Origin of the sequence: Leptospira noumeaensis (assembly GCF_004770765.1) — a bacterium.
GTDB lineage: Bacteria > Spirochaetota > Leptospiria > Leptospirales > Leptospiraceae > Leptospira_A > Leptospira_A noumeaensis.
Genome location: NZ_RQFK01000028.1, coordinates 58,613 through 82,768 on the forward strand (window position 1 = coordinate 58,613; position 24,156 = coordinate 82,768).

Consider the following 24,156-nt stretch of genomic DNA (forward strand, 5'->3'; position numbering starts at 1 on the left):
CCCAGTTTGCACACTTCGTCTCCTGGCATCTGCCGGGAGACATTCTTTTGTTATTTAAAATCCCTTTTCAAAAATGTTTTGTCTGACAGTTTGTCATAATGGCAAGGAACGAAAAAGAAGAATCCATTCATATAGGATTTAAAGAAACATTAGCACTCATAACCCCTTACTTTCGTAAAAAAATTTGGGAACAAACAAAGTCAGTCGTTTGGGTTGTATCCTATCTAATATTGTTCCAACTCATTGTACTCAGAATCCCCATTAAAGAAGCAGGAGTGATTTCTTTAGGAATTTTTGCTGTTATCCTTGGTTTAACCTTTTTTATGGAAGGTTTGTATTTAGGCATCATGCCACTTGGTGAAACAATTGGATTAAGACTTCCGCAAAAAGCAAACTTGTTAACAATCATGGTTTTTTGTTTGTTTGTGGGAATCGTTGCCACACTCGCAGAACCTGCCATCTCCGTATTAAAACAAAGCGGATCGGCTGTGAATCCTTGGGATGCCCCATTGTTGTTTCATCTACTCAACGAAGGTGCGGATGTGCTTTTCCTTAGCATCGCGATTGGTGTTGGTTTTTCTATCGTATTTGGAATCATTCGTATTATTTATGGAATTTCTTTATCTAAGTTTTTAGTACCAAGTTTGATCATTCTCATTTTGATCACGATATATTCCTTTAACAACGACAACCTAAGATTAATTTCAGGACTTGCTTGGGATTCCGGTGTGGTAGCCACTGGTTCTCTCACAGTTCCACTGATTGTGGCATTGGGTCTTGGTGTATCCAAAGCATCACGCACAAGCGACACCACAACAGGTTTTGGTGTGGTGACACTCGCTTCTCTCTTTCCCATCTTAAGTGTATTTGTTGTTGGTCTTTACTTTGCGCCAAAGTTACCCCAACCAATGTCTAAAGAAAAATTTTTTGGAAATGGAATCACTGTAGAACAATCCAAACTGATGTTTGGAGAAAAAAATCCAGAAACTCTTTTTGGAGCACATGAGAAAGAACAAAATACCCAGTTATCAATCCATAACAAATTAGTAAAAATCATCGAAGGAATTTTGGAAAGTTTTTCCGGTTCTCTCCAAGCCATCATTCCTTTAGCCGGATGTTTGATTCTCTTTTTATACATTATCTTAAGGGAAAGTTTACCTTTTACAGATGAATTGTATTTAGGAATTTTATTTGTCTTTTTAGGACTCGCAATTTTTAATTTTGGAATCTTTTTTGGACTCAGTAAACTCGGAAGTCAAGTAGGGAACAAACTTCCCTCTTCTTTTCGTTCCATTGAACTTACAGATTCCACACGTGAAATTAGAAACTTTGATCCAAAAATTGTTATCACCGCAACGGATGAACAGGGAAAAAAGGAAGAATTCTTTTATCTAAAAGATAAAAAGTCTTTTTCTCAAATTCCGTTTCGAGAAAAAAACCATGATTCCCAATCAGAGATCTACAGTTATGTGCCAATCCATGGACCACTTTTTGGCAAAGAAGATAATCTTTTGGGATATTTTGTCGCACTTCTGTTTGCTTTTTTATTGGGCTATAGCGCCACACTCGCAGAACCAGCGCTAAGTGCTCTTGCGACAAGTGTCGAAGAAGTAACAGTTGGAACCGTAAAAAAAGCAGTTCTCATCCAAGCAGTAGGGATTGGGGTAGGACTCGGCACTTTACTGGGAATCTTAAAGATCTTTGTAGGGATTCCACTTTTGTACATCCTTCTACCTTCTTATATCTTTCTCGTTTTTTTAACCTTACTCAGTAAACCTGAGTTCATCGACATTGCTTGGGATAGTGCCGGGGTAACAACAGGACCCATTACTGTTCCCCTAATCATTGTTCTGGGACTCGGAATCGGGAACCAATTGAACATTGTGGATGGATTTGGAATTTTATCCTCCGCCGCAATCTTTCCGGTACTGACAGTGCTCATTATGGGATTGTGGATGGAGAGATCCCGAAGACAATCACTATCAAATATTGAGGCAGAAGAAAAATGAATCATTGCCAAGCCATTCGACTTACCGTTGTTGTTCACAAAGACATTGCAGAAGACGTTCAAAAAGTATTTACCGATTTAGGTGTACCCTACTTCTCTCATGAACTCGGAAGGTATCCTATCCTCAAAAGAAATCATATTTTTCTTTTGAACCTATATTCCAGTGCTCAGTTGTATAATTTACCTGTTGTTATTTTTCAAGTGCTTACAGATAAGAAAACAGAAGATTTTTTATTCAACAAAATCATTGAATCGGCAGACCTTACCATTCCTGGCCATGGTTCCATATATACTGAAGAAATTTCCGTATTTAGTCCGATGGCAGAAAATCTAGTCTACCGAAATCCCATCAAAACAAAACCGATGGGATTTACTGGGCTCACCGGAATCTTTTGTATCATCCAAAGAGGAGCCGCAGACACCATGTCGCATTACATCCTAGAAAATGGAGTGGCAGTTCCAACCATTACTTATGGTGTGGGTCGGGGCTTACGAGACCGACTTGGGTTACTCAGAATCACAATCCCCAAGGAAAAAGAAATTGTTAAGTTAATTGTCCACTCTTCTGACGCCGAACACGCGCTAGACTTTATCATTGAGGCAGGGAAACTCGATTTGCCTGGAAAAGGATTTATCTTTGAATATCCAATCAAACGAGGACTCATCAACACAAAGATCAGTCTGGATGGGCCCAAACAAGCAGCCAGCATGGAACAAGTCATATCGGCTTTAGATCATCTATATGGAAATATAGATTGGAGAAGGCAGTTTACGAACTTCCGGAAGGGTGCACGAAAAAGAAATTATTTCGAAGGTGTCAACATCCATCTCAATGCAAAAGAAGGTTTTGTTGAAAAAGTGCTGATGAAACTTTCGAAGCTCGGAATTTCAGGAGCAACCATTTCCCAAGACCGCCTAATCAAATTTGATGAAGAAAATAGTCTCTTTAACCCAGCACGTGATTCGGCAAATTTGCTCATCCCTAAAAAAATGTTAAACGAAGTGATTTCTGAACTAGAAGCTTTAAGATTTTTTGCAGAAGAAACAGAGGGGATTGCATACACAATGGAGATTCCAAGAGCATTTTCTTATCAATCGAAAGGGAATCAGAAAAAATAAAAAATCCCCTCTAAACCCGAAAACATCCGGAATGAGGGGATCCAATGTAACGAATCGAAATCTATCGTTACCACTTTAGCAACCATCACGAGAATTTAAGTGATGGTTACTAAGTTACTAAAGTATCTAAATCTTAGTGACCGCCACCTGGTAAAAATCCACCACCATTGATATCAAGGATATGTCCTGTGATAAAAGAAGAGGCATCAGATGCTAGGAATGCAATTCCGTTTGCGATGTCTTCTGGAAGACCAGCACGTTTGAGTGGAATTGCTTGCACCATACCGTGTCTGATGTTTTCAGGAATTGCTTCTGTCATTTCAGTTGCGATAAAACCTGGAGCGATTGCGTTACAACGAACTTTTCTAGAAGCCATTTCAAGAGCCACAGCTTTCGTAAAACCAATCACACCTGCTTTAGATGCAGAGTAGTTTGTTTGTCCAATGTTTCCGTTTTCACCAGAGATAGAAGAAAGGTTGATGATCGATCCACCATTTTCTTGTTTCATCATAACTTTGATGGCAGCTTGTGTACAAAGATAAGTTCCAGTAAGGTTTACTGCAATGACAGAGTCCCACTGCTCTTTTTTCATTCTCATAAGGAGAGTGTCACGAGTGATCCCTGCGTTATTGACTAGGATGTCTACAGTTCCAAATTCTTTTTTTGCTGAATCAATTAGTTTTTGAGCATCTTCTTCTACAGAAACGTTTGCTACTACTGCGATTGCTTTGTAACCTTTCGATTTTAATTCTTCAGCTGTTGCATTCGTTGCTTCTGGGTTCATATCCGCTACAACGATGTTAGCTCCAAGAGAAGCTAGTTTCAAACAAGTTGCTTTTCCAATTCCTCTTGCTCCACCTGTTACGATGGCTGTTTTTCCTGATAAACTAATCATTTGGTTTTTTCCTCTTTTTTTCTAATTCCTAAAAACATTTTCTAAACTAAATCAATTAAAATGAATCCTACTGGTTTCTAAGCCGAATCACCGAGTATTGTTTTGTATTCACCGAGCCTGGTTCGAATCCTCTCGTTAATTCCATGTTTGGCGCACTCAGCAATGACACGCACAGCATTTTTAACTGCCAATGCATTGGATGAGCCATGACCAATCATACAAATCCCTTCTACACCGAGTAGAAGTGCACCGCCATATTCCGCATAGTCTAAACGTTTTTTCACGGCGTTAAAAGTTGATTTTAAAAGTAAGGCACCAGTTTGTGCAAGACTGGATTGTCTGATGGAATTTTTTAAAACATTGAATATAGATTTCGCAAGGCCTTCTGTTGCTTTGAGAACAATGTTCCCAATAAAACCATCACAAACCACAACGTCTACTTCACGACCACCACCATAAAGATCGCGACCTTCTACGTTTCCTACAAAGTTAAATGGGATTTTTTTTAAGAGATCAAAGGTTTTTACAGAAACCGTATTTCCTTTTTTGTCTTCTTCCCCATTGGAAAGGATTCCAACTTTGGGATTTTGAATTCCAAAAAGTTCACGAGAATAAATTTCACCCATCACTGCAAATTGTGCTAAGTATTCGGGTTTACAATCTACGTTAGCACCGGCATCTAACAGAAGTACAGGTGGCCCTTCTTCTCTTGGTATATGAGCCGCAATGGGTGGGCGCAAAACGCCAGGTAGGCGGCCGAGATGTAACAAAGCGGCGGCCATAGTAGCACCTGTGTTTCCAGGAGAAAACACACCGATACATTCTTTATCTGCTACTAAACGAACTGCTTTGACTACGGAAGAATCCTCCATAGCGCGGACTGCTATCGAAGGAGAATCATTCATACCGATGATTTCAGTAGAATGAATGACACGGACTTTCTCAGTGTCATAATCAAATTTCAACAGGATATCAAGTAACTCTTGTTCGTCGCCAACGAGATAAACTGACAATCCGAATTCTCGAACTGCCAGTATCGCGCCCTCGACGATACCTTCAGGGCCGTAATCTCCGCTCATCGCGTCCACGGCGACCCACATAACGGTTAGTTATCTTCGGTCGTTTTTTTAACTTTTTGAGCGACTACGAGTTTTCCCTTATAAAAACCGCAATAAGGGCAAACACGGTGGGACAGAACAAATGATCCACAATTGGAACACGGGTTTAAGTTAGGTTTGCCTATCGCGTGATGGGCTCTTTTTGTTCTAACTTTCGATTTTGATTTACGTCTCTTTGGGACTGCCATGGCTATCCTCTATGGAATTATAACTGGTTTTTACTATGTTTTGGAAAACGAATGTGAAAACAATATTTTAATTTTCTAGGCTCTCGATAAGAGACCGTAATTCGGTGTGTTTGTGATAAAAAGAGGAACGATTGCAGACCAAACGGGCTGTACTGTATAAAATCGACTCAAATTCCTTCAAACCATTGGCTTTTAGGGTTCCACCAGTGGAAACTAAGTCCACAATACAGTCTGAAAGGCCCACAATGGGAGCAAGCTCAATCGAGCCATAGAGTTTGATGATTTCGCAGGAAATCCCTTTGGAAAAAAAATATTCACGAGTAAGGTTCGGGTATTTGGTGGCCACACGTACTTTGGAACGTTTGGCAAATAGATCAAAGTCAGGAAAGGATGCTAGAGAAAGCCGACAAGCCCCTAGTTTCAAATCCACAGGGGAAATGAGGTCAAATCCACCTTCTCTGAGGATGTCCCAACCCACAATGCCAGCATCGGCTGCTGCTTCTTCCACATAAGTGCAAACATCTTGGGATCTGACAAATAAAAGGCGGAGGCGTTTGTCTTCGGAGACAAAGGTGAGTTCTTTCGAACCCTCGGATGGCAGAGTTTTCAACCATCCTTTGGATAACAAAAGAACCGCAGTTTCTTCGGCAAGCCTACCTTTCGGAAGAGCCAAAGTTAGCATAGGTTAGTTTTTCCCGAGTTTGAGGAGTAAATAACTAGAAAGGAGTTTCACATCTTCCCCAGATTCTGCCGCGTCTAGTTTGACTGCTTTTTCAAGATACTGTTTGGCACCCGCCTTGTCTCCGTTAAGGTAAGACAAGCGACCTGCTTGGTAATAAGACCATGCTTTAAAACCATTGAGTTCTCTTGCTGGTTCGATCACCGCAGCAGCAATTTTATAATTTTCTAAAGACTTTGTGTTGTTTTTTTCACGTTCACGGTAATTACCAGCAACGTAAAAATAAAGAGCTTTGATTTCTTTAGGAGTATCAATTTTTTTAGCAGCGTCTTCGAGATATCCGGCAGCTTTTCCGAACTCTCCTTTTTCGGCGTAAAGTTTAGAAAGATCCTTCCAAACCCTAAGTTCCATTTTACCGGTGCTTTGGTTTTGTAGAAAGGTTTCTAAACTTTGGATTTGAACATCAAGACCAGCTTTCGATTTCTGTTGAGTGAGTTTCAAATCTTCCAATGTGACCGTTTCTTTTTCAAACAAATACGCTCGGTATTCGAAGAATCCGATAATCACAGCTAACACAACAATGGCGGAAGCAAGACCGATAAAAACGGACTTACGATTGCGCGCCAAAAAATGTGTGAACTTTAAAAATGCTAATTCTGCTTTGGAACCTTCAAAATCAGCGAACTCATCCTTTTGGATGAGTTCTGCTTGTTTCTTTTGTTCGATTTGGTTTTTTTTATGAAACTTATCCATAGACCTATCGGTTTTGGTTTAAATTCATAAAAGAACCGATGGATTCACGTGAAGGTTGGTTGTCTTCCTTCATGTATTTCGCCATCTCTTCACGTTCTACTGCTTTATCAAAGTCTTTGATAGAGAGAGAAATTTTCTTATTGTTAGGTTCAATTTTGACAACAACTGTGCGAACCGAATCGCCCACTTTGTAAAGATCCTCTAACTTAATGTTGCGACCATCCGGAATTTCAGAGATGTGAACGAGGCCTTCGTAACCAGGTTCTACTTCTACGAAAACACCAAAACTAACAATCGACTTCACACGACCTTCTACAAGTGTACCCGGTGGGTATTTTTTGCGAAGAGCTTCGTATGGATGTTCTGAAAGTTGTTTCAGACCACAGCTGATTCGTTGTGCATCTAAGTTGACATCAAGGATTTTGTATTGAACCGATTGGCCTTTTTTAAGGAGGTTTAATGGATTCTTTTCTTTTTCATCCCAAGTGATGTCAGAGATATGAATGAGTCCTTCGATTCCACTTTCCACTTCTACGAAAGCACCGTATTTAGTGATTCCTGTGATTTTACCTTCGAGCACGTTTCCGGCACGAACGTTAGCAGAAAGAGCTTCCCAAGGGTTAGGAAGGAGTTGTTTGAGTCCGAGTGACAATCGTCTTGCTTCGAAATCAATGTCCAAAATTTCAGAATCTACTTCTTGGCCTTTTTTCAAAACATCTTTTGGATGAGGTGGTTTTTTCGCCCAAGAAAGTTCTGTTGTATGGATGAGACCTTCGAGTCCTTCTTTGAGTTCGACGAAAGAACCAAAATTAGTGAGAGAGGTTACGATTCCGCGAACCACCATACCTTTTTCGAGTTCTTTTTTCGCCCAAATCCATGGATCTTCATAGAGTTGTTTGATTCCAAGAGATAGTTTGTTGTTCTCTTTATCAACTTCCAGAACAACCACTTCCACTTCGGCACCGATGTTGAAGTATTGTTTGAAAGGAGCAAATTTTTTGTAAGAAATATCGTTTTGGCGGAGAAGTCCTACCACTTCGTAAACAGAAAGGAAAACACCAAAATTGGCAATTTTCACAACCTTACCGTTCACTTTGTCCCCAACTTTTACTTTGCCAAGAAGTTCTTCCCACTTCTCGCCGTTGATCTCGTCGAGGAGAGTTTTACGAGAGACCACACCGGTTCTTGTTTTTTCGTTGAGTTCAATGATTTTGAATGAAAACTCTTTTCCACCTTCTGTGGATTCTTTAAAACGAACCCCTACGTGAGAGGCAGGTAGGAACAATTGAATTCCTTCGCTTTCAACTAGGTATCCTTTGTTTTTAACTTCTCCGACAATTTTACCAGAGAGGGGATAACCGTTTTGACTTGCGTCTTTGATGGTTTCCCAACCAACTCTTTGGTCCGCTTCTTTTTTGGAGAGGACACAATATCCGTCGACCCGCTTCTTAATGATCGCACTGACTTTCTCACCGCGTTTTGGCGTTTCAGAGAAGTCTTCACGTGAGACACGAGCTTCCAATTTTTCTCCAATATCAAGGAAAACAGTGTCACCAATGACATCGACTACAGTCCCTTCAATGAGGGTACCTTTTCCTGCGGAGTTTTCTTGTTCTTGTGCTTGTGATTGCGATTCCCACTTCTCTAATAATTCGCCGAAGGAAGTGGTCTCATTTTTGGGGGAGGATGGGTTGGTTGAATTCAATGGTTACCGGGATACAAAACCTAGATTTGCCCAGAGGATGAAACCTTGGACAGGATAGTATTTAGGACAGTTTCTGTGTCGAGGGTGCTCGTGTCAATTAGGATTGCGTCGGAAGCCTGTTTCAGGGGAGCCACAGTACGGGTGGTGTCACTTTCGTCCCGGGCCGCAATTTCGTCCTGAATGTGGTTTAGGTCGGCTTTGAAGCCTTTTGCAACTAACTCATCGTATCGGCGTTTGGCCCGCACTTCCACAGAGGCAGTCAGAAAAAATTTGAATTTGGATTTAGGAAATACTTCTGTCCCAATGTCTCGGCCATCCATCACCAATTTGTGAGTTTTGGCAAATTCACGGATATGATGGTTCAGGATTTCACGGAAAGCACGTTTGGGCGCAATGTACCGAATTTTTTTAGTGATCTCTGGATCGCGAATATCAAGACTTATGTCTCTTTCACCCAGGAACATTAAATTTTCTCCACTGGACGAAAGTTCACAATGTACGGGAATTTTCGCCACGGAAAATCCGAACTCTACTTCGTCTTTTTCTAGGAGTGTGGCATCAGCCAATCTTTCTACGAAAAAAGGAAATTTAGACTCCTCTTCACCGGTTGTTAAAAATTTTTCCCATATAGCAAGAGTTAATGCTCGGTAATAAGCTCCCGAATCCAGATAAAGATATCCGATTTTATGGGCGATCATTCGTGCAAGTGTACTTTTTCCAGAGCCGGCTGGCCCATCAATGGCAATGACGTTTTCGATATTCAGGAGACTCATAGTTTCAAATTCTAAAACTAGAAGGGGAATTGATTTCGTCCAGAGGAATTCTTTTAGAGAACAAAGGCTAACCGGTGGTAAACGATTTTACCTTGACAATTCAACTTCGCCCCCGATAACTTAAGCGATTCAGGGCAGGTGCTAGTGAAACTAAGAAATCGCAATCTAGATCCTGAACGCATTGCCGACTTCGAATGTTTCCGAAGTGGGATCCTAGAACTCATCGTAGGAAACGCTCCTCTCACCAAAGTCTTAAATGAAATTGTATTTGGGATTGAAACTCTAAATCCCAGAATGATCTGCACTGTCATTCTTATCGAAAATTCAAAAATAAAAATGGGAGCTTCTCCCTCACTTCCTAAAATTTACAATGAGGCCATTGATGGTGTTACCATTGGACCCGAAGTTGGTTCTTGTGGGACAGCGGCTTACACAGGCAAACGAGTCATTGTAGAAGACATTAGCAAAAGCCCCTTGTGGAAAAATTATAAAGACATAGCTCTCAGTGTGGGCCTTTATTCTTGTTGGTCGGAACCCATTCGTTCGCATAAAAACGAAGTCATTGGCACCTTCGCCATTTATCATAAAGAAATTTTAGGCCCAAGTGAGTTTGATATCTTTATCATTACGGAAACGGCAGACCTTGTGAGTATTGCCATTGAAAAATCGATTGTATCGGAAAGGTTAACGGAAAGCGAAGGAAGGTTTCGTAATTTTTTTGAAAAAAATTCTTCCGTAATGCTCATCATCGAACCACATACAGGTGAAATCATCAATGCCAACCAAGCTGCAGTGGCATACTACGGTTACCCTCATGAAGTTCTGACCAAGATGAAAATTGATGAGATAAACATTTTACCGGCAGAACAAGTCAAAGAAGAAAGAATGCGTGCCCTTGCCGAAGAAAGAAGTTATTTTTCTTTTCCACACAAACTGGCAAATGGAACCACCAAACAAGTAGAAGTTTATTCCACTCCGATTGAAACAAACAACCGCCATCTTCTTTTTTCCATCGTTCATGATGTCACAGAAAGGAAAACTGCCGAAGCAAAGGTAAAATCCCTACTTTCTGAAAAAGAATTAATTTTAAGAGAAGTCCACCACCGAATCAAAAACAATATGACGATCCTCTACAATCTCCTCGATTTGCAAGCAGGGTCACAAACAAATGTAGATGTAAAAAACTCTCTTAAGGATGCCACAAGTCGGATCAAAACCATGTCTCTTTTGTATGACAAACTGTATTCCGGCAAAGGCATCCGAGAATTACCGTTAGACGAATACTTAATTCCTCTTGCGGAACAAGTGATCTCCCTATTTCCTTTTCCTGTAAAACTAAATACAGAAATCACCAAACAAGAATTATCCGCAGATCAACTACAGGCGATTGGGATCATTACCAACGAACTTCTCACAAATAGTTTGAAATATGCGAGAGAACCAAACAAAGATTTAATCATTACCATCAAAACATGGATCGAAGGCCAAAACTTCCAAATACTCATTAGTGACAACGGAAGAGGTTTTGACCTAAAAAAGGTTAACCCAGAAAACCTGGGTTTTGGACTTACTTTAGTGACGATGCTTGTTCAACAAATCCAAGGAACGGTTAGTTTCCAAGGGAATCAAGGTGCCAAATGCCAATTCAATTTCCCTATCAGTAAACCCCATCCTTAAAAGCCGCAAAAGTATACCGAAATCGTTTTTTAGAACTACCGAGATAAGCAAATTCCATTCGGATATTTTCTACATGATTCGAATCATTGCCACCATCTAAATACAACCGAACTTCCTTCTCCATAGTATTTCGATAAAAATAATTATCTTTGATATAACGATACATTTGGAGATATAAAACTTGGTTTTCCTTGGATAACTTTGGATTGGGTTTGTCTGCACTGATACTTGCGAATTTCAATTTTCCATTTAGAAAATGTAAGTTAGAAGAAAACAAATAATTCATTGGGTTTGTCTGTTCCATTTGAATCACAAGTGGAAGTTTCACTTGGTTACAATTCCAATAAAACCGAAGTGTAGGTTCTTCAACACCAACTTCCTGCCAATAAAATTCCAATTCATTCTTTGTATTACAAAACTCATTTGATTTTTCATCTGAATTAGGAACACGAACCAAGGTTTTTGGAAATACTGAAAATACAGATTGGTTGCGACTCATTTTTGAATACAATCCGTGAGGAATCAAAACTTTATTTTCCATTTGTAAGGCCACTTCCCTGGCCTTTTCTTCTCCATTTCGTTTTTTTAATTCGGTAAAAAGAGAAGAAGAAAGAGTATTGATGAACTCTGGAAAAAACCGATCCCCTGCATTTGTTTTTGTGATCGCTTGAAAGATCGTAACATCGGCTAACTCAGCACCAACAAGTTCTCTATATTGCCAAAGTAAAGAGGGAATGAAGGTAAAATCTTTTTTAAAATCGGACTCAATGGCCGCATCATAAAAACCAATTTGTTTATCCAAACGAAAGGAAGAAACTAGAAGTTGGCGTTTGACAGCTTCACAGGTTTTATGTGTATAAAGTTCCGGGTAATTTAATAAGGAAGCAGCATAATAATCAGAAATACCTTCTGCAAGCGAACGACCAATGGCATTGTTTCCAAGGTACTTCCCTGTGATTAAATGAGTGTATTCATGATAAATGGAATCGGGGCAAGTTGCCGTATCAATGATCCTTTCAAAAGCAAATGTGCTCAATACAGGGAAATCCCATTTGGGAGCAAACCACAATTCACTATTCCAATTTCCATTGGATTCTGCTGGAGGAATTGTCAGTGCAGTGTTTTTTAAACCAACTTTCGAATCAAAATAATCTGTCGGCGAATATGCGTAAGGTGCATCAACCCGGACAATTACCTTAGAAGGAAAATTTGTGATTCTTTCTTTTGATCCAGACAAAGTGGAAATGGTTTGGAATTTGGATTCTATTTTACGAAGATGAAATCCTAAGGTTAATAACTTTAAATTTCCTTCTACTTGTTCTAGAGGGATCGGTGTATGATCCAACTGGGAATGGATGGAAAAGTTTTCCAAAATATAATGTGTTTGTGACTTGAGGCCAAGTTCTTCTAAAGTTACATTTTTATGTATGAACTGTTTACGGCCAGGATCCCAATCTAAAACTTGGTTTTCTTTTTTTACTTCAGCGTTTAGGTTTATACCGATGAGGAATATAAAAGTAGAAAACAGAATGTAGATTCTTTTTTTTCTATCAATGCTCTGAAACTCTATACTTTTCATTTTTATACTCGTTTGAATTTTGTTTTAAAAGAAATCTTGTTTCTAGTGACCATCATCATGGGTAGAAACAAGATTCTTATGTTTTTTGTTTTTATAGAACAGAGAGGATTAGAATCCTAGTCCTACGGAATCATACATCCCGCCAGAAACTACGTTTCCAAACCCACCTGTGTGAATGAGTAATCCAACAACGGCCACAACAGTCACAGAAGCTAAAACGTTTTCAAAAACTTTGAAGTTTGTTCCGTGAAGGTAGTTTCCTGTAGATTTTTTTAACTGAATGGAAGAAACTATCTGATCCAAGTCTTGGTCAAGAGTTCCAGCAAATTCAGCATTTTTGATTTCTCTACTGATTCTTACGAATTCTTGAGGAGTGATATGAGCTTTTAAATACTCATGTGCTTCCTTGTTAGTCATTCCATTGTTTACCAAAACTCTTGCTGCTTCTTTTACACTCATCTGGTTTGCAGGTGCTGCAAATACAACTTGGCTAGCAAAGGCGATCGCGAGTACTAAACTGATTTTCTTTTTCATGGGATTATCCTTTGAATCAAATTTGTTTTCGTGGGATTTGTTTTTCCCTCTCAAACTTGAATCCATCCTACTACGAAAAAGAATCCGAATCGTCTGGATCGATCGAGTTGGATAGAAAACTACGACCGACTGGATCGAACTGGATGTTTTTTCAGGTTTTTTTCTCTATATTCTCTAGGAGTGGTTCCTGTTTCCTTTTTGAAGGCTTCATTGAACGTAGATTTAGAACCAAAACCCACATCATAAGCAATGGCAAGGAGGGATCTATCCGGTTCTTTTTCGATTTTTTCTTTCGCTTCGTTCACACGGTAGAAATTTGTGTATTGATAAAAACTTTGTTTTATTTCTGTATTTAAAAATTCAGAAAGTTGGTGGGAACTTAAGTCCATCCTTTCGGAAAGTTCTCGAAGGCTTAGTTTTTCTTCCCGGTAAATCTTTTCTTTTTCGAATAAATCTTGGAGTTTGTTCCTCAACTCTGTATGATCTAGTTTCGAAATTTGTGAGATTTTTGCTTTTTTCTCATCTTCTACAATCTTTCGAACTTCCAAAAAGAAGTCTGGGAAACTCTGTCTGAGTACATATAAAAAACATAAAAATATTCCAATGGCAATTCCTGACAATAGGTGGGCCGTTTGGCCCCCTGTGACCAAAGTTTTTAATCCATTTAAGGACAAAGCCAAACAAAACCCAACGATCAAAATTCCAATCTTTAAGGTATAGTTTGTACGAAAGGTACTCCAACGAATTTGTTTGGATATCCTTCTAAAAATCCGAAGCATACACCAGATATAAATCAAAATGGTAGGCAAAACAAGAACCAAAGGCCTATTTAAGAATGGATTTAAACCACTATTTTCACTTTCTAAATAATATGTTTTGTTCCAAAAATTCCAAATCAGTATGGATACAAATAAAACAACTAGAGGAACAATGCGGTAGGATAACCTACGGAAAGAACGAAATTTCCCTTCTAAAACAGTAAGAAAGTATTCATCAAGTAAAACCCCGAGGCAGGCAACCACAGGTAAATCAGTGCGGAAAAGGAGATAAAACCACTTCATTTTCCCAGAAGAAATTAGGTAAAAATTTAATAATTGGTAGGCAGTTCCTAAAAAAATAATCCCAAGTAGAACTTGTTTTCTATTTTTATGATAACTGAAAAATTCCCCAATCGCATAAAGAAAGGCAAGTAAGGAGGAAAACAAAAGAAAGAAGTTTAATGATTCATGGTGAGTTTCAAAAAAAGAAAACATCGTTATACCAGCTGGATTAGAGATTTAAAGGGAAATGATCACTGTTTAGACTAATCATGATTTCCCAGCAAGAATTGTTACCATTCATTTTCTTTCGAATGGAAATATTTATTTCCCAATGAATTAACATAACTAACAAATTTTTGGGACACAATATGTCCGGTTCGATCGAAACGGATGTATTTATAAGTAAGATCCGATCCACTCAGACGACCAAATTTCATTTTTAAAGTATCCTTAAATCATTAAGAGGTGCCAAATGTCCTTTGTCAGTTTTTCCACAGGTAATCCCAAATTCACAGAAAAAACAAACGATCCTATCTTCGTAGAAGAAAATAGAAACAAGAACCAGCGACTCACGAGTGAAGAAACATCGCTACTCGAAGGGAAAGTTTTGTATCATAGCCATCTCTCCATTTCTCTTTCTGCGATTGATATGACTTTTTATTGGAAACGTTGTGATGTTTTATCCAATTTTATTTCTCAATTTTATTTTCATTCTTATGAATCAAAAAAATTAGATAACAATGCCATTTCCACAATCATTAACGAACTCGTAGAAAATGCAGCGAAGTATTCTGATAAAGAAAATAGTAAAATTTTTCTAGAAATAAAAGACTTAGGAACTCATCTACGTGTGGAAGTAAAAAACCGAGTGACTCCTTGGACAAAAGCAATTTTTGAAAATAAAATTAATACAATCCAATCGGGGAACTTAGAACAGTTGTATTTTGATGCACTTGAAACAAGAAACCATGGATCCGGGAATGCAGGGATTGGACTACTAATGTTACTCAAAGATTACCATTTGAATTTAGCTTATGAGTTTACCAAAGTGGATGAATTTAGTTTTGAAGTGACGATGAGAGTCCATATCCCAACTGAAACCTAAAACTAAATTTTAAAATGACTTTAAGATATCAAAAAACCCTGGGAAACTTGTGTCTACCCAACTTGTGTCATCAAACGTAAGTTCAACGCCTGATAACTTAGAAAGGATAGCAAAACTCATAGCAATTCGGTGATCCATAAAAGTTTCAATCGCAGTGGATTTAATTTCTTTTACTTCACCGAATTCGTATCCATCTTTGGATTCGTTCACGGTGACACCTAATCTTTCGAGGTTGGATACCATAGACAAAATGCGATCCGATTCTTTCGCACGAAGTTCTTCTGCATGAGAGATTTGAAATCCTCCTTCAGAAAAAAGTCCAGCTATGGTTAGGATCGGAATTTCATCGATGATGGAAGGAATCAAATCTTCTGTGATCACAGAGCGCTTTAGTTTGGAAGGATAAACAAGTAAATCTCCGATCTCTTCCCCGCATTCTTGTCGTTTGGCGGTCACTTCAATATTGCCACCCATATTTCTGAGTACTGTGATGATTCCCACTCGGGAAGGATTGAGTCCAATATTACGGATGAGAAGAGGTTCCGTCCCTCCGGCACAAAGTCCAAAAACAATATAAAAGGCAGCACTCGAGATATCTCCGGGAATCACAAACTTAGCCCCTTCAAAATGATAAGGTGGTTTTACAGTAAAATGAACCGGTGAATGGTGCTGAATATTTCCACCGAGAAACCGAATCATATTTTCCGTATGGTCGCGGGAAACTTCAGATTCTTTGTACTCAATGGAAATCTCCGAAGCAAGGGCCGCAAGTACGAGAGCACTTTTGATTTGGGCCGAAGCAATTGGACTTGTATAAGAATAATCGTTTAGTTGTTTTCCCGTCACAAGCAAAGGTGCCCTATCATTCCCTGCCACAGAAACAATTTCGGCTCCCATTTCCCGAAGGGGATTCATAATCCTTGCCATAGGTCGTTTGCAAAGGGAAACATCGCCAGTCAAAGTGGCGGTAAGACCGGGAAGTCCAGCAAGAAGGCCTGCGGAAAGCCGAATTCCCGTACCCGCATTTCCAAAGTCCAGAACTTGCGAGGGAGATTTTAAGTTCCTTTTCCCTGGACTTTGAACGGAATAACTCCCTTTGCCAATGGATTCGACTGAAAGTCCTAAACTGACAAAACATTTTAAGGTATGAAGCGGATCTTCCCCTTCTAAAAAACCATGAATTTCGGATTTTCCTTGGGAGAGTGCACTAAAGAGTACCGACCGATGCGAGATGGACTTATCTCCTGGGACATAAATTTCTTTTTTGGCACTTAATTTGGTTTGGGGCTTCAACATGTTGTATTTTTCTAAAAAGTATTTTGCAATTTGGTGCTTCTTTATTAGGTTTTGACGGAAACCAAAGTTTCGCAAAACGAACAACCAAATGCCTCTAGATACCAGTAAAAATAACCAAAAGATCCCAGTCAATCCAGGTGAAGTCCTTTTCATCGGAGGCAAAGCCTCGACTTCCATGAACATCCTACACGAAGGATCGGTTCGAGTGGAAACCACTTTGGGTGATACAAGCATCGTACTCTATAGTTTAGAAGGGGCAAACCTCACACCAGGTATCTTTGCGCTTTTAGAAGGAACGCCCTATCCATATACCATCCGAGCTAAAACTTCTTGTGTCATTTCAACCTATGTAATGAACCAACCCAATGCCAAAAAAACTCTGACTTCTAAAGTTTCTGTGGGAGTGATGGCAGTAAGAACTCTACTCAAAGAAATTGGTGAACTTTACAAACGAGTCATTTCGATCAAAGGTCTTTCTGCAAAGTTTGAACAAACTATGGACAACTTGGGTGCGGTGTATTATATTCTAAACCCTTCCATCTTTTCCGATGTAAGTCCGGGAGCCCTCATCACTCGTGATGAAAATATCATTGATCCAGTGATGAAACTCATCCGAAACAACTTGGCCGGGTTCCAAGAACACGGGGGGATGTTACCAGACAAACCAAGTGTAACCTTTTTAGAGGAAGACCATGGTGAGTTTTTTGAAAGGAACTATAGCGAAGCAGTAGAATGGAACGATGCAGAGTTTCATTTCATTCGCAAAATTCTTTCCGTGAATCCAAAAATTTCACAGGCTTTGTTTGAAGCAGATCCTACTCTTTTACAAAGTGCAGCAGAAAGTTATGTAAAAACCTATCGCGAGTTATTTGAAATTCTAAATAAAGAAACATTCGAACTTTCCGAAATGTTGAATTCAATGTTTGCTGGAGAAAACTCTCTCATTGAAAAATTCAATTTAACTTTGGATTTATTCAACACGGGATACTCTACCATTCCTTCTACAGTTTTATTACCTGTAACAGAATGGGCTCTCAAAAAATCAAAGTCCTTACTCGAAGAGTATAAACAAATTTTTGGATCTCCTTTTGCTTCTGTAGGAAACAGTTTAGACAAATTAGAAACCAAACAAACTGAATTAACAAATAAATACAGCCACGAACTATCTGCACAAAAAAACAAAGAGGAACTGTCGGCACAAGGGAACGGAACCATCCATGCAGGGATCGATACCCAAGCTCTCAAGGTGGAACTATTAAACTCCGCCAGTCAAATTCTAAACTACTCACAAGCAGATCCAGAATCAGTAAAAGAGTTTTCCACTCTTATGGTAAAACTCAAATCCTTTAAAAACCCATTGGATCCAGAACCAGACAATCGGAAAATTAGAAGGACAATTGCAAAAACGTATTGGGACGTTTATAAAAAATCTTTTACCAAATGGTTACAGGCGGGCAAACAGGCCCCGAAAGCCGTTGAACTTATGTTACGTTATGGATACTTTGACGAAACCCTTTTGGATGAGGGTCATATCGTAGAACTGGTTGGCCGTTTGCACCAAGGTGGTGGAAATCCTAGCGCCCCAATCCATTACGGAACCGATTGGTTAGAAAGAATTTATTCGCGCGAAGCCCCAACTTCTGTGGATGAACTCGGGCAAACGTTTTTCGAAAAACTAAAAATGGAGTTAAAAGATTCAGGCATTAAATCAGAAAAAGACATCCCACCTGATTATGATACAGGAGAGGCAAGACTTGGATCTGAAATTTCATCCATGTATGAACCAAACGTACGTTTGACGTCTGGTAATATTGCCAGCCACTTCCCAATTTTGACTAAATACCATATCACCATTCCTTTGGAAAAATGTTTTGTTTCCAAAGAAGATGTGGAAAAGGCCCTCCAATACATCTTAAGCGTAGACTACACCGCTTTCAATAGAGAAGTCATTTATAGAAACGAAGACATTGGAATCAAAAACGAATTCATCCAAAGATCCATCATTCCGGATTTTATCTTAGTTCCGTCAATCGGACCCAAAATCATGATGTGGCAGGATCTTTCCATTTTCCGTGGAGCTGGTTCTAAGGAATCCAGGGGTCGTATTTGTATTCCTCACTTTGTCACTGGAGACTTAAAAACATTTATGTTAGAAGCCATTGCGGCATTCCGTTGGGAACTTTGTAAAAATATTCTTGGTCCAGACTGGAACAACGTGGGGATTCCTTCCATCACAGCAGATTACACGGATTATGTGCAGTTCTACAAAAAAAGTAAGGATCTTTCTCCAGAACTCAAAGAGAAAATTTCTTCTGAATTCAAACGATTCCGTACTGACCGCGACAAATTTGCTTACGATTATTCCATGTGGATTCGGTATGAAGCGGAAGGAGTGCAGCGGGTCAACCGAGTGGTCAGGTCCATCTTCTACCGCCATATCCCTTTCCACAAAAATATCAGAGAAAAGGTGAGCTCCCAACCTGCTTATTCTGAACTACACAACCGCTTCAAAAACATTCGCACACGCCAACATAAGGAATTTGAAAACAAATACAAAAAGTATATGGATGCTAGCGGGAACCTACCCAAAGAACTCTACGAGAATTTAACTTTTTACGAAGTTTAATCCTTGCCAACTTTCATAGATGCAACATAATTGCATCTATGAAATCCCTTCAAAAAGCCGACGTCACCATCATTGGTGGTAGTTTTTCTGGTCTCTCCGCCTCACTCTCTCTTGTAAGATCCTTACGAAAAATCATAGTCATCGATTCCGAAAGGCCCTGTAACAAAACCACACCGGCCTCCCATAACTTCATCACCCATGATGGAGAATCTCCCGCACTCATTCGTTCAAAAGCTATAGAAGATTTAAAAGGTTATCCAACTTTTAAACTCGAGTTAGGTGAAGTAACTTCTGTGCAAAAAATGGAAACCGGATTTTTAGTCAAAGGGAATGGATTTCAAGAAATCCAAACGGGGAAAATTATTTTTGCAACGGGACTAAAGGATATCTTACCTGAGATTCCTGGTTTTAGCGAGTCCTGGGGAAAATCGGTCATCCATTGCCCTTATTGCCACGGATATGAATTTGTTGGAAACAAAACAGGACTCTGGATGAACGAAACGGGTGTATACGAACATTCTAAATTTCTAAAGCACTGGTCAAAGGAACTGACCGTCTATACGAATGGCCCTATCCAATTTTCAAAAGAAGAACAAGTCCAATTAGAAAAAGAAGGGATTTCGATTGTTACGGAAATTGTAAAAGCCCTGATTCATAACGAAGGCCAAATTTCTGCGATCCAACTAGAATCCGGTAAGGAGATTTCGATCGAGGCCCTGTACACAAGAATACCGATTGTACAACATTCTAAGTTACCAGAAGAATTGGGTTGTAAACTCCTTCCCAGTGGCCATCTAGAAGTTTCCAATTTTTATGAAACAAATGTTCCAGGTGTTTATGCGGTTGGTGATATGGCTTCGATGTTTCGTTCGGTGGCACACGCAGTCCACTCTGGAAATATTGCAGGTGCTATGCTCAACCGGTCGATGATTTTGTCTTAACTATACTTCTTCGACAAAATATGGTCTTGTGTATTCTCTCACAATTTCTACCACGAAGCGGCCCCAGGATTTGGGGTCTTCTTGGGAGATATTGACCTGTTTGATTTTTGGAAAATACGCCGCGGGTTTAAAAACGGAATGGGTGAGCTCCAAAGCTCTGAGGTAGTTGTCCAATCGTTTTACTTTTACAAAATTGATGATTTCGTTTTGGATTTTTTCTTTGGGAAGGTATCCCACAATGATCATCCTTGGGAATAGGTTTTTTTTCAGAAGTCCGATGAAGTCTTCAAAACTATCCACTCGGTCGATAAACCCTTCATAAGCACCACCACCGAGGTTCATAATTTGGGTCACAATGTCCATGGAAAAGGAAACCCCTTCCATCGTAGACATATCGGAGATGATGACAAGCCCCTCGTCCGGTTGGAAGACCTTAAACATATCCACACCCTTAAAATGGCGCCTGAGGAGTTTTGCCGCGGATACATCGATTTCTTGGGCTTTGGCCAGGAGAACCTTTCCTTGAGGGTCGAGAATGGGATCTCGGGTGATTAGGTACCGTTTTTTCACGGCATTTTGGTTCATGACTCGAAAGGCCTTTACTTTTTCCTCGATTTCATCCAAGGTTGAGTAACCAATCTTAAGTACATTTTCCCGTTTGCGTTTCCCGATGTCTGTTTCTTCCATGAAAGCTTGGTGCCTAAATCTTTGTATTGCTTATCCTATGGTAATTCTACCAATGTATAGCATATTTTTGTCTAAGGAATAGAATGAGGTTTAATTTTTCCCTATTTCCCCTACTCTTACTTGTCATCCGCTGTTCTACAGTGGATTTTATCCCAGAACCTGATTACAGGCCAAATGATTCGCGTTATAAGGTCAATTCCTGGGAAGATGTTGAAATCATAAGAGAACGACCAAAACGCCTGTTTAAAATTGTTGGAGAAGTGGTGATTCGTAATACGGAAGACCTCACTTGGGACGATTATGAGCCAAGGGTCAAAAAAGATATGTTCCGGCGAAAAATCGATGGAGTTTGGATGACAGAAAAAAACCAAACCACCATTGACTCTGTTTCCGTTGAAACGATGGATCAAAAAGGTCGTTCTACCAATTCCTATTTACAAAAATCAAACCTTCCAAGTTGGAAGGGATATGCCTACAGGTACAAATAAAATTTTATGCCAAGAATTTTTGACTCAGAAATCTATGTATCTTCAAACGACGAGTGGATCTTTCGTGAAAACAAAATTGATAAGGAAGAGATTTTACAATACTTCAGAAACAATCTTCATGGGAACGGGAAGGGAGTTTACATTGAGAACAAGTTCGGCGAACTCTCCGAACACGGATACATCAGGATTGACGGATGTCCCTGTCATGTTTTGCATGTGGAACAAACAGATACTGAATTAGTATTTCATACCGATGATGGAAGGAGTTATCCTTTTGGTGAATTTGAAATTTATGAAACGATCGATGGTGGACTGATAGGCCTTCGTTCAGCAGAAGAAAAAATAAAATATAGATTCACTTGGAATGCAGCAAAAGAACTTTCGGATCATTTAGAAGAAGAAGGGGAATCCACCTATTTGGAATGGAACGGAGTGAAAATGGAAGTGCCTAAGTATTTGGGAGAGATTGTTGTCCCTCTCCCAACCGATTTTTCTTAATTTCTTAATTCGAAGGAGCTTCTTCGTCAGATTTTAATTCCCGCCAAAGATCATTTGCTTCTGAAAAATCTTTTTTTAAAGTCAGTGCTTTGTGAAGGTATTGTAAGGATCTTTCTGGCCGATTCCATAACTTATACAAAGTTGCTAGATTAAAATAAGAAATATGAGGGGCATCATTACGTTCACAACGAACGGATTTTTTTAGCCAGTAAACTGCTTCTTTATCGTTCCCCATTCTTAGCAAAAGAACACCAATTTCATTACAAGGGTTGCCATATTCGTGATTTAGGCTTACGGCTTTGTAATAAGAAGCAAGTGCATCACTCCATTGGCCAAGAGCGTTTTGAACCAAACCTAAATAAAAATAGGCCTCTTCGGATTCTTCCAATTCCAAACTGGAACGAAGGTGGAATTCGGCTCGGTCTAAGTCACCGACTTTGAAATGGTCTTTTGCTAAATCTAAGGAAAGTTGGAAAGAACTAGAAGACAATGAGATACTCGCCTGTTTTCTTTCATTTTCGGATGACTTAAAAAAACTCCGTAAAACTATTTTTATTTTTTCAAAGACAAAGTGAGTTCTTCTGCGATTTGCGAAGCCGTCAGTTTGTAATGGTTTAAAATCTGGTTTCTTTCCCCGTGATGGATGGGTTCCGGTGGCAGTGCAAAGGTCTTTAAAAATTTGCTCAAGTAGTCGGAAGGGATTTCATTCAATAAAAATCCCGAGGCACCCGCATGGACATAACTTTCATCCAAAATCACAAACCTTTGGTTTTTTTGAATCTGTTCGTGAACCAAATCCGTATCATAAGGTCGTAACCAAAAAAGATCTACAACAGAAACAGAAATCCCTTTTCCTTTCAAAATCTCAGCGACAGCAGTTGCGATTGGCAACATAAATCCCACGGAAAGAATGAGTAAATCTTTTCCTTCGGTCACTAACCTACTTTTTGCCTTTTTAACAACTTGGGGTGAGTCAAACTTTAACTCACGTAAGTCGCCGTTATCTTTTGGAAACCGAATGGCAATCGGATGTTCCGTATAATCCTTCATAAAATGAAGGCTATCAATGATATCCTGTGCAGAGCTTGGAACAATGATGTCCATATTGGGAAGCCCAGCCAAATACCCAAGATCAGAAAGACCTTGGTGGGTTTCCCCGTCCGGGCCAACAATTCCAGCACGATCAATCACAAACCGAACTGGCAAATTCATAAGCGAAACATCTTCCACAAGTTGATCCATAGCCCTTGTGAGAAATGTGGAATAAATACACATATAAGGAATGGCACCGCCACTCGTCATGGCACCGGCAAAGGCAACCGAATGTTGTTCTGCGATTCCCACATCAAAGGTATGAGCGGGATATGTTTCTTGGTATTCCCGTAGTCCCGACCCTTCAATCATCGCAGGGGTGATGACAGCAATTCGTTTGTCTTTGTCTGTTAGGTCGGTAAGTGTTTTTCCAACAATTTTAGAAAGGCTGATTTTATTGGAATCAGAGGATGCCATCTTCCCCGACTCTTTGTTAAACGGTGTGACACCATGGTATTTGATGGGATCGGCTTCTGCTGGTTTATAACCTTTTCCTTTTTGTGTTAACACGTGCAAAAGGATAGGACCTTGGATTTTGGAAAGGTTTTGTAACATATGAACCACACGGTTCACATCATGGCCGTCAATGGGTCCAAAATATGTAAAACCCAAATCTTCAAAAAGGCCACCTGGACGCATCATAAAATGTTTAAAAGAAGTTTCCATATTATGAGCAAGCGCTTGTAAGGCGGGCCCAATGAGAGGAATCCATTTTAAAAAACTATAAAATGCCGTTTTCCCTTTGTTATAAACCTGGGAAGAGATGATACGATTCAGATAATTTGAGATGGAACCCACGTTTTTGGAAATCGACATGTAGTTATCATTCAAAATGACCAACATATTTGGTTTGATATGTCCGCCATGGTTCATGGCTTCGAGTGCCATTCCTGTGGCAATCGATGCGTCTCCAATCACTGCGGCAACTTTGTAATCTTTGCCTAGCAGGTCTCGAGCACAAGCCTCACCCAGAGCTTGGGAGATAGATGTTCCCGCATGACCAGTGTTGTACAAATCGTATTCTGATTCTTCTCGTTTCGGAAAACCGGATAAGCCTTGCCACTTACGAACGGTAGGAAGTTCTTTCTTTCGACCTGTGAGAATTTTATGAGGATAGGTTTGGTGGCCTACGTCCCAGATGATTTTGTCAGTGGGTGTTTGGAACACATAATGGAGAGCTACAGTGAGTTCCACAACGCCAAGGTTACTAGCGAAGTGCCCTCCCACGTCAGAGAGGGTGTCGATGATGTATTCCCGAAGGTCATGGCAAACCTTCGGGAGATCCTCTTCGTTTATCTTTCTAAGATCTTCCGGTAATTGGATTTTGTCGAGATAGGGATATGATGGCATGTAAA

General features: G+C 39.7%; 23 protein-coding genes. 8 read left to right on the forward strand and 15 right to left on the reverse strand.

Features of this window, described 5'->3' with window-relative positions:
- Nucleotides 1-98: 98 nt before the first annotated feature.
- Both EHQ24_RS15535 and EHQ24_RS15540 read left to right on the forward strand, forming a co-directional pair.
- Nucleotides 99-2,009, forward strand: a complete 1,911-nt coding sequence (locus EHQ24_RS15535; RefSeq protein WP_135602549.1) for a DUF1538 domain-containing protein — start codon at nt 99-101, stop codon at nt 2,007-2,009.
- On the forward strand, nt 2,006-3,127 hold the full coding sequence (locus EHQ24_RS15540; RefSeq protein WP_135602550.1) for a P-II family nitrogen regulator: 1,122 nt from the start codon (nt 2,006-2,008) through the stop codon (nt 3,125-3,127). The genes EHQ24_RS15535 and EHQ24_RS15540 overlap by 4 nt, the downstream gene beginning before the upstream one ends.
- 133 nt (nt 3,128-3,260) lie before the next feature.
- Here EHQ24_RS15540 and fabG read toward each other — a convergent pair whose 3' ends face one another.
- The 7 genes from fabG to cmk all read right to left on the reverse strand — a co-directional run bounded on the left by fabG (nt 3,261) and on the right by cmk (nt 9,238).
- Nucleotides 3,261-4,022 (reverse strand): 3-oxoacyl-ACP reductase FabG, encoded by a 762-nt coding sequence (gene fabG / locus EHQ24_RS15545; RefSeq protein WP_004787563.1) that lies wholly within the window; start codon nt 4,020-4,022, stop codon nt 3,261-3,263.
- Nucleotides 4,023-4,099: 77 nt separating this feature from the next.
- On the reverse strand, nt 4,100-5,122 hold the full coding sequence (plsX, locus tag EHQ24_RS15550) for a phosphate acyltransferase PlsX (RefSeq protein WP_135602551.1): 1,023 nt from the start codon (nt 5,120-5,122) through the stop codon (nt 4,100-4,102).
- Nucleotides 5,123-5,127: 5 nt separating this feature from the next.
- Nucleotides 5,128-5,328: a 50S ribosomal protein L32 gene (gene rpmF, locus EHQ24_RS15555; protein WP_015679024.1), complete on the reverse strand. Its 201-nt coding sequence runs from the start codon at nt 5,326-5,328 to the stop codon at nt 5,128-5,130.
- Between the two features lie 67 nt (nt 5,329-5,395).
- A complete protein-coding gene (hisG, locus tag EHQ24_RS15560) occupies nt 5,396-6,010 on the reverse strand; it encodes an ATP phosphoribosyltransferase (RefSeq protein ID WP_135602552.1) in 615 nt (204 codons plus the stop codon).
- A 3-nt stretch (nt 6,011-6,013) separates the two neighbouring features.
- Nucleotides 6,014-6,760: a tetratricopeptide repeat protein gene (locus EHQ24_RS15565; protein WP_135602553.1), complete on the reverse strand. Its 747-nt coding sequence runs from the start codon at nt 6,758-6,760 to the stop codon at nt 6,014-6,016.
- Between the two features lie 4 nt (nt 6,761-6,764).
- Nucleotides 6,765-8,465 carry a 30S ribosomal protein S1 gene (locus EHQ24_RS15570; protein WP_135602554.1) on the reverse strand — a complete coding sequence of 567 codons (1,701 nt, stop codon included), beginning with the start codon at nt 8,463-8,465 and terminating at the stop codon, nt 6,765-6,767.
- A 20-nt stretch (nt 8,466-8,485) separates the two neighbouring features.
- Nucleotides 8,486-9,238: a (d)CMP kinase gene (cmk, locus tag EHQ24_RS15575; RefSeq protein WP_135602555.1), complete on the reverse strand. Its 753-nt coding sequence runs from the start codon at nt 9,236-9,238 to the stop codon at nt 8,486-8,488.
- A gap of 144 nt (nt 9,239-9,382) precedes the next feature.
- Between cmk and EHQ24_RS15580 the strand changes: the two genes are divergently transcribed.
- Complete coding sequence (locus tag EHQ24_RS15580) at nt 9,383-10,915, forward strand: histidine kinase dimerization/phosphoacceptor domain -containing protein (protein WP_135602556.1); 1,533 nt, start codon at nt 9,383-9,385, stop codon at nt 10,913-10,915.
- Here EHQ24_RS15580 and EHQ24_RS15585 read toward each other — a convergent pair.
- From EHQ24_RS15585 to EHQ24_RS19260, 4 genes are all read right to left on the reverse strand, one after another.
- The gene (locus EHQ24_RS15585) at nt 10,896-12,494 is read right to left on the reverse strand and encodes a hypothetical protein (RefSeq protein ID WP_135602557.1); all 1,599 of its coding nucleotides are present in this window, start codon (nt 12,492-12,494) and stop codon (nt 10,896-10,898) included. The genes EHQ24_RS15580 and EHQ24_RS15585 overlap by 20 nt on opposite strands.
- 108 nt (nt 12,495-12,602) lie before the next feature.
- Nucleotides 12,603-13,028, reverse strand: a complete 426-nt coding sequence (locus EHQ24_RS15590; RefSeq protein ID WP_135602558.1) for a hypothetical protein — start codon at nt 13,026-13,028, stop codon at nt 12,603-12,605.
- A gap of 119 nt (nt 13,029-13,147) precedes the next feature.
- A complete protein-coding gene (locus EHQ24_RS15595; RefSeq protein ID WP_135602559.1) occupies nt 13,148-14,281 on the reverse strand; it encodes a helix-turn-helix domain-containing protein in 1,134 nt (377 codons plus the stop codon).
- 77 nt (nt 14,282-14,358) lie between these two features.
- A complete protein-coding gene (locus EHQ24_RS19260; protein WP_167483090.1) occupies nt 14,359-14,505 on the reverse strand; it encodes a hypothetical protein in 147 nt (48 codons plus the stop codon).
- A 35-nt stretch (nt 14,506-14,540) separates the two neighbouring features.
- Between EHQ24_RS19260 and EHQ24_RS15600 the strand changes: the two genes are divergently transcribed.
- The gene (locus EHQ24_RS15600) at nt 14,541-15,173 is read left to right on the forward strand and encodes a DUF6272 family protein (RefSeq protein WP_244310472.1); all 633 of its coding nucleotides are present in this window, start codon (nt 14,541-14,543) and stop codon (nt 15,171-15,173) included.
- 9 nt (nt 15,174-15,182) lie between these two features.
- Here the strand turns inward: EHQ24_RS15600 and aroA are convergent, their stop codons facing one another.
- On the reverse strand, nt 15,183-16,469 hold the full coding sequence (aroA, locus tag EHQ24_RS15605; protein ID WP_135602560.1) for a 3-phosphoshikimate 1-carboxyvinyltransferase: 1,287 nt from the start codon (nt 16,467-16,469) through the stop codon (nt 15,183-15,185).
- An 88-nt stretch (nt 16,470-16,557) separates the two neighbouring features.
- Here aroA and EHQ24_RS15610 point away from each other — a divergent pair, with 88 nt between their 5' ends.
- Both EHQ24_RS15610 and EHQ24_RS15615 read left to right on the forward strand, forming a co-directional pair.
- Nucleotides 16,558-19,095: a cyclic nucleotide-binding domain-containing protein gene (locus EHQ24_RS15610; protein ID WP_135602561.1), complete on the forward strand. Its 2,538-nt coding sequence runs from the start codon at nt 16,558-16,560 to the stop codon at nt 19,093-19,095.
- 38 nt (nt 19,096-19,133) lie between these two features.
- Nucleotides 19,134-20,036, forward strand: coding sequence for an NAD(P)/FAD-dependent oxidoreductase (locus EHQ24_RS15615; protein WP_135602562.1), 903 nt, complete (start codon nt 19,134-19,136; stop codon nt 20,034-20,036).
- Here the strand turns inward: EHQ24_RS15615 and EHQ24_RS15620 are convergent, their stop codons facing one another.
- A complete protein-coding gene (locus tag EHQ24_RS15620; protein WP_135585119.1) occupies nt 20,037-20,723 on the reverse strand; it encodes a hypothetical protein in 687 nt (228 codons plus the stop codon).
- 83 nt (nt 20,724-20,806) lie between these two features.
- Here EHQ24_RS15620 and EHQ24_RS15625 point away from each other — a divergent pair, with 83 nt between their 5' ends.
- Nucleotides 20,807-21,211, forward strand: coding sequence for a hypothetical protein (locus EHQ24_RS15625; protein WP_135602563.1), 405 nt, complete (start codon nt 20,807-20,809; stop codon nt 21,209-21,211).
- Between the two features lie 6 nt (nt 21,212-21,217).
- Nucleotides 21,218-21,709 carry a hypothetical protein gene (locus EHQ24_RS15630; RefSeq protein WP_135602564.1) on the forward strand — a complete coding sequence of 164 codons (492 nt, stop codon included), beginning with the start codon at nt 21,218-21,220 and terminating at the stop codon, nt 21,707-21,709.
- Nucleotides 21,710-21,713: 4 nt separating this feature from the next.
- Here the strand turns inward: EHQ24_RS15630 and EHQ24_RS15635 are convergent, their stop codons facing one another.
- Nucleotides 21,714-22,199, reverse strand: a complete 486-nt coding sequence (locus EHQ24_RS15635; RefSeq protein WP_004787621.1) for a tetratricopeptide repeat protein — start codon at nt 22,197-22,199, stop codon at nt 21,714-21,716.
- Nucleotides 22,200-22,261: 62 nt separating this feature from the next.
- Entirely contained in the window at nt 22,262-24,151 is a 1,890-nt protein-coding gene (dxs, locus tag EHQ24_RS15640; RefSeq protein ID WP_135602565.1) for a 1-deoxy-D-xylulose-5-phosphate synthase, read from the reverse strand.
- Nucleotides 24,152-24,156 lie beyond the last annotated feature (5 nt).

Bases quoted from the DNA above. Each gene is read 5' to 3' on its own strand.
- fabG (WP_004787563.1), bottom strand. From the start codon at position 4,022: ATGATTAGTTTATCAGGAAAAACAGCCATCGTAACAGGTGGAGCAAGA.
- plsX (WP_135602551.1), bottom strand. From the start codon at position 5,122: ATGTGGGTCGCCGTGGACGCGATGAGCGGAGATTACGGCCCTGAAGGT.
- EHQ24_RS15535 (WP_135602549.1), top strand. From the start codon at position 99: ATGGCAAGGAACGAAAAAGAAGAATCCATTCATATAGGATTTAAAGAA.
- EHQ24_RS19260 (WP_167483090.1), bottom strand. From the start codon at position 14,505: ATGAAATTTGGTCGTCTGAGTGGATCGGATCTTACTTATAAATACATC.
- EHQ24_RS15630 (WP_135602564.1), top strand. From the start codon at position 21,218: ATGCCAAGAATTTTTGACTCAGAAATCTATGTATCTTCAAACGACGAG.
- EHQ24_RS15590 (WP_135602558.1), bottom strand. From the start codon at position 13,028: ATGAAAAAGAAAATCAGTTTAGTACTCGCGATCGCCTTTGCTAGCCAA.
- EHQ24_RS15620 (WP_135585119.1), bottom strand. From the start codon at position 20,723: ATGGAAGAAACAGACATCGGGAAACGCAAACGGGAAAATGTACTTAAG.
- hisG (WP_135602552.1), bottom strand. From the start codon at position 6,010: ATGCTAACTTTGGCTCTTCCGAAAGGTAGGCTTGCCGAAGAAACTGCG.
- EHQ24_RS15585 (WP_135602557.1), bottom strand. From the start codon at position 12,494: ATGAAAAGTATAGAGTTTCAGAGCATTGATAGAAAAAAAAGAATCTAC.
- EHQ24_RS15610 (WP_135602561.1), top strand. From the start codon at position 16,558: ATGCCTCTAGATACCAGTAAAAATAACCAAAAGATCCCAGTCAATCCA.
- cmk (WP_135602555.1), bottom strand. From the start codon at position 9,238: ATGAGTCTCCTGAATATCGAAAACGTCATTGCCATTGATGGGCCAGCC.
- EHQ24_RS15615 (WP_135602562.1), top strand. From the start codon at position 19,134: ATGAAATCCCTTCAAAAAGCCGACGTCACCATCATTGGTGGTAGTTTT.
- EHQ24_RS15540 (WP_135602550.1), top strand. From the start codon at position 2,006: ATGAATCATTGCCAAGCCATTCGACTTACCGTTGTTGTTCACAAAGAC.
- EHQ24_RS15625 (WP_135602563.1), top strand. From the start codon at position 20,807: ATGAGGTTTAATTTTTCCCTATTTCCCCTACTCTTACTTGTCATCCGC.
- dxs (WP_135602565.1), bottom strand. From the start codon at position 24,151: ATGCCATCATATCCCTATCTCGACAAAATCCAATTACCGGAAGATCTT.
- EHQ24_RS15600 (WP_244310472.1), top strand. From the start codon at position 14,541: ATGTCCTTTGTCAGTTTTTCCACAGGTAATCCCAAATTCACAGAAAAA.
- EHQ24_RS15595 (WP_135602559.1), bottom strand. From the start codon at position 14,281: ATGTTTTCTTTTTTTGAAACTCACCATGAATCATTAAACTTCTTTCTT.
- aroA (WP_135602560.1), bottom strand. From the start codon at position 16,469: ATGTTGAAGCCCCAAACCAAATTAAGTGCCAAAAAAGAAATTTATGTC.
- EHQ24_RS15565 (WP_135602553.1), bottom strand. From the start codon at position 6,760: ATGGATAAGTTTCATAAAAAAAACCAAATCGAACAAAAGAAACAAGCA.
- rpmF (WP_015679024.1), bottom strand. From the start codon at position 5,328: ATGGCAGTCCCAAAGAGACGTAAATCAAAATCGAAAGTTAGAACAAAA.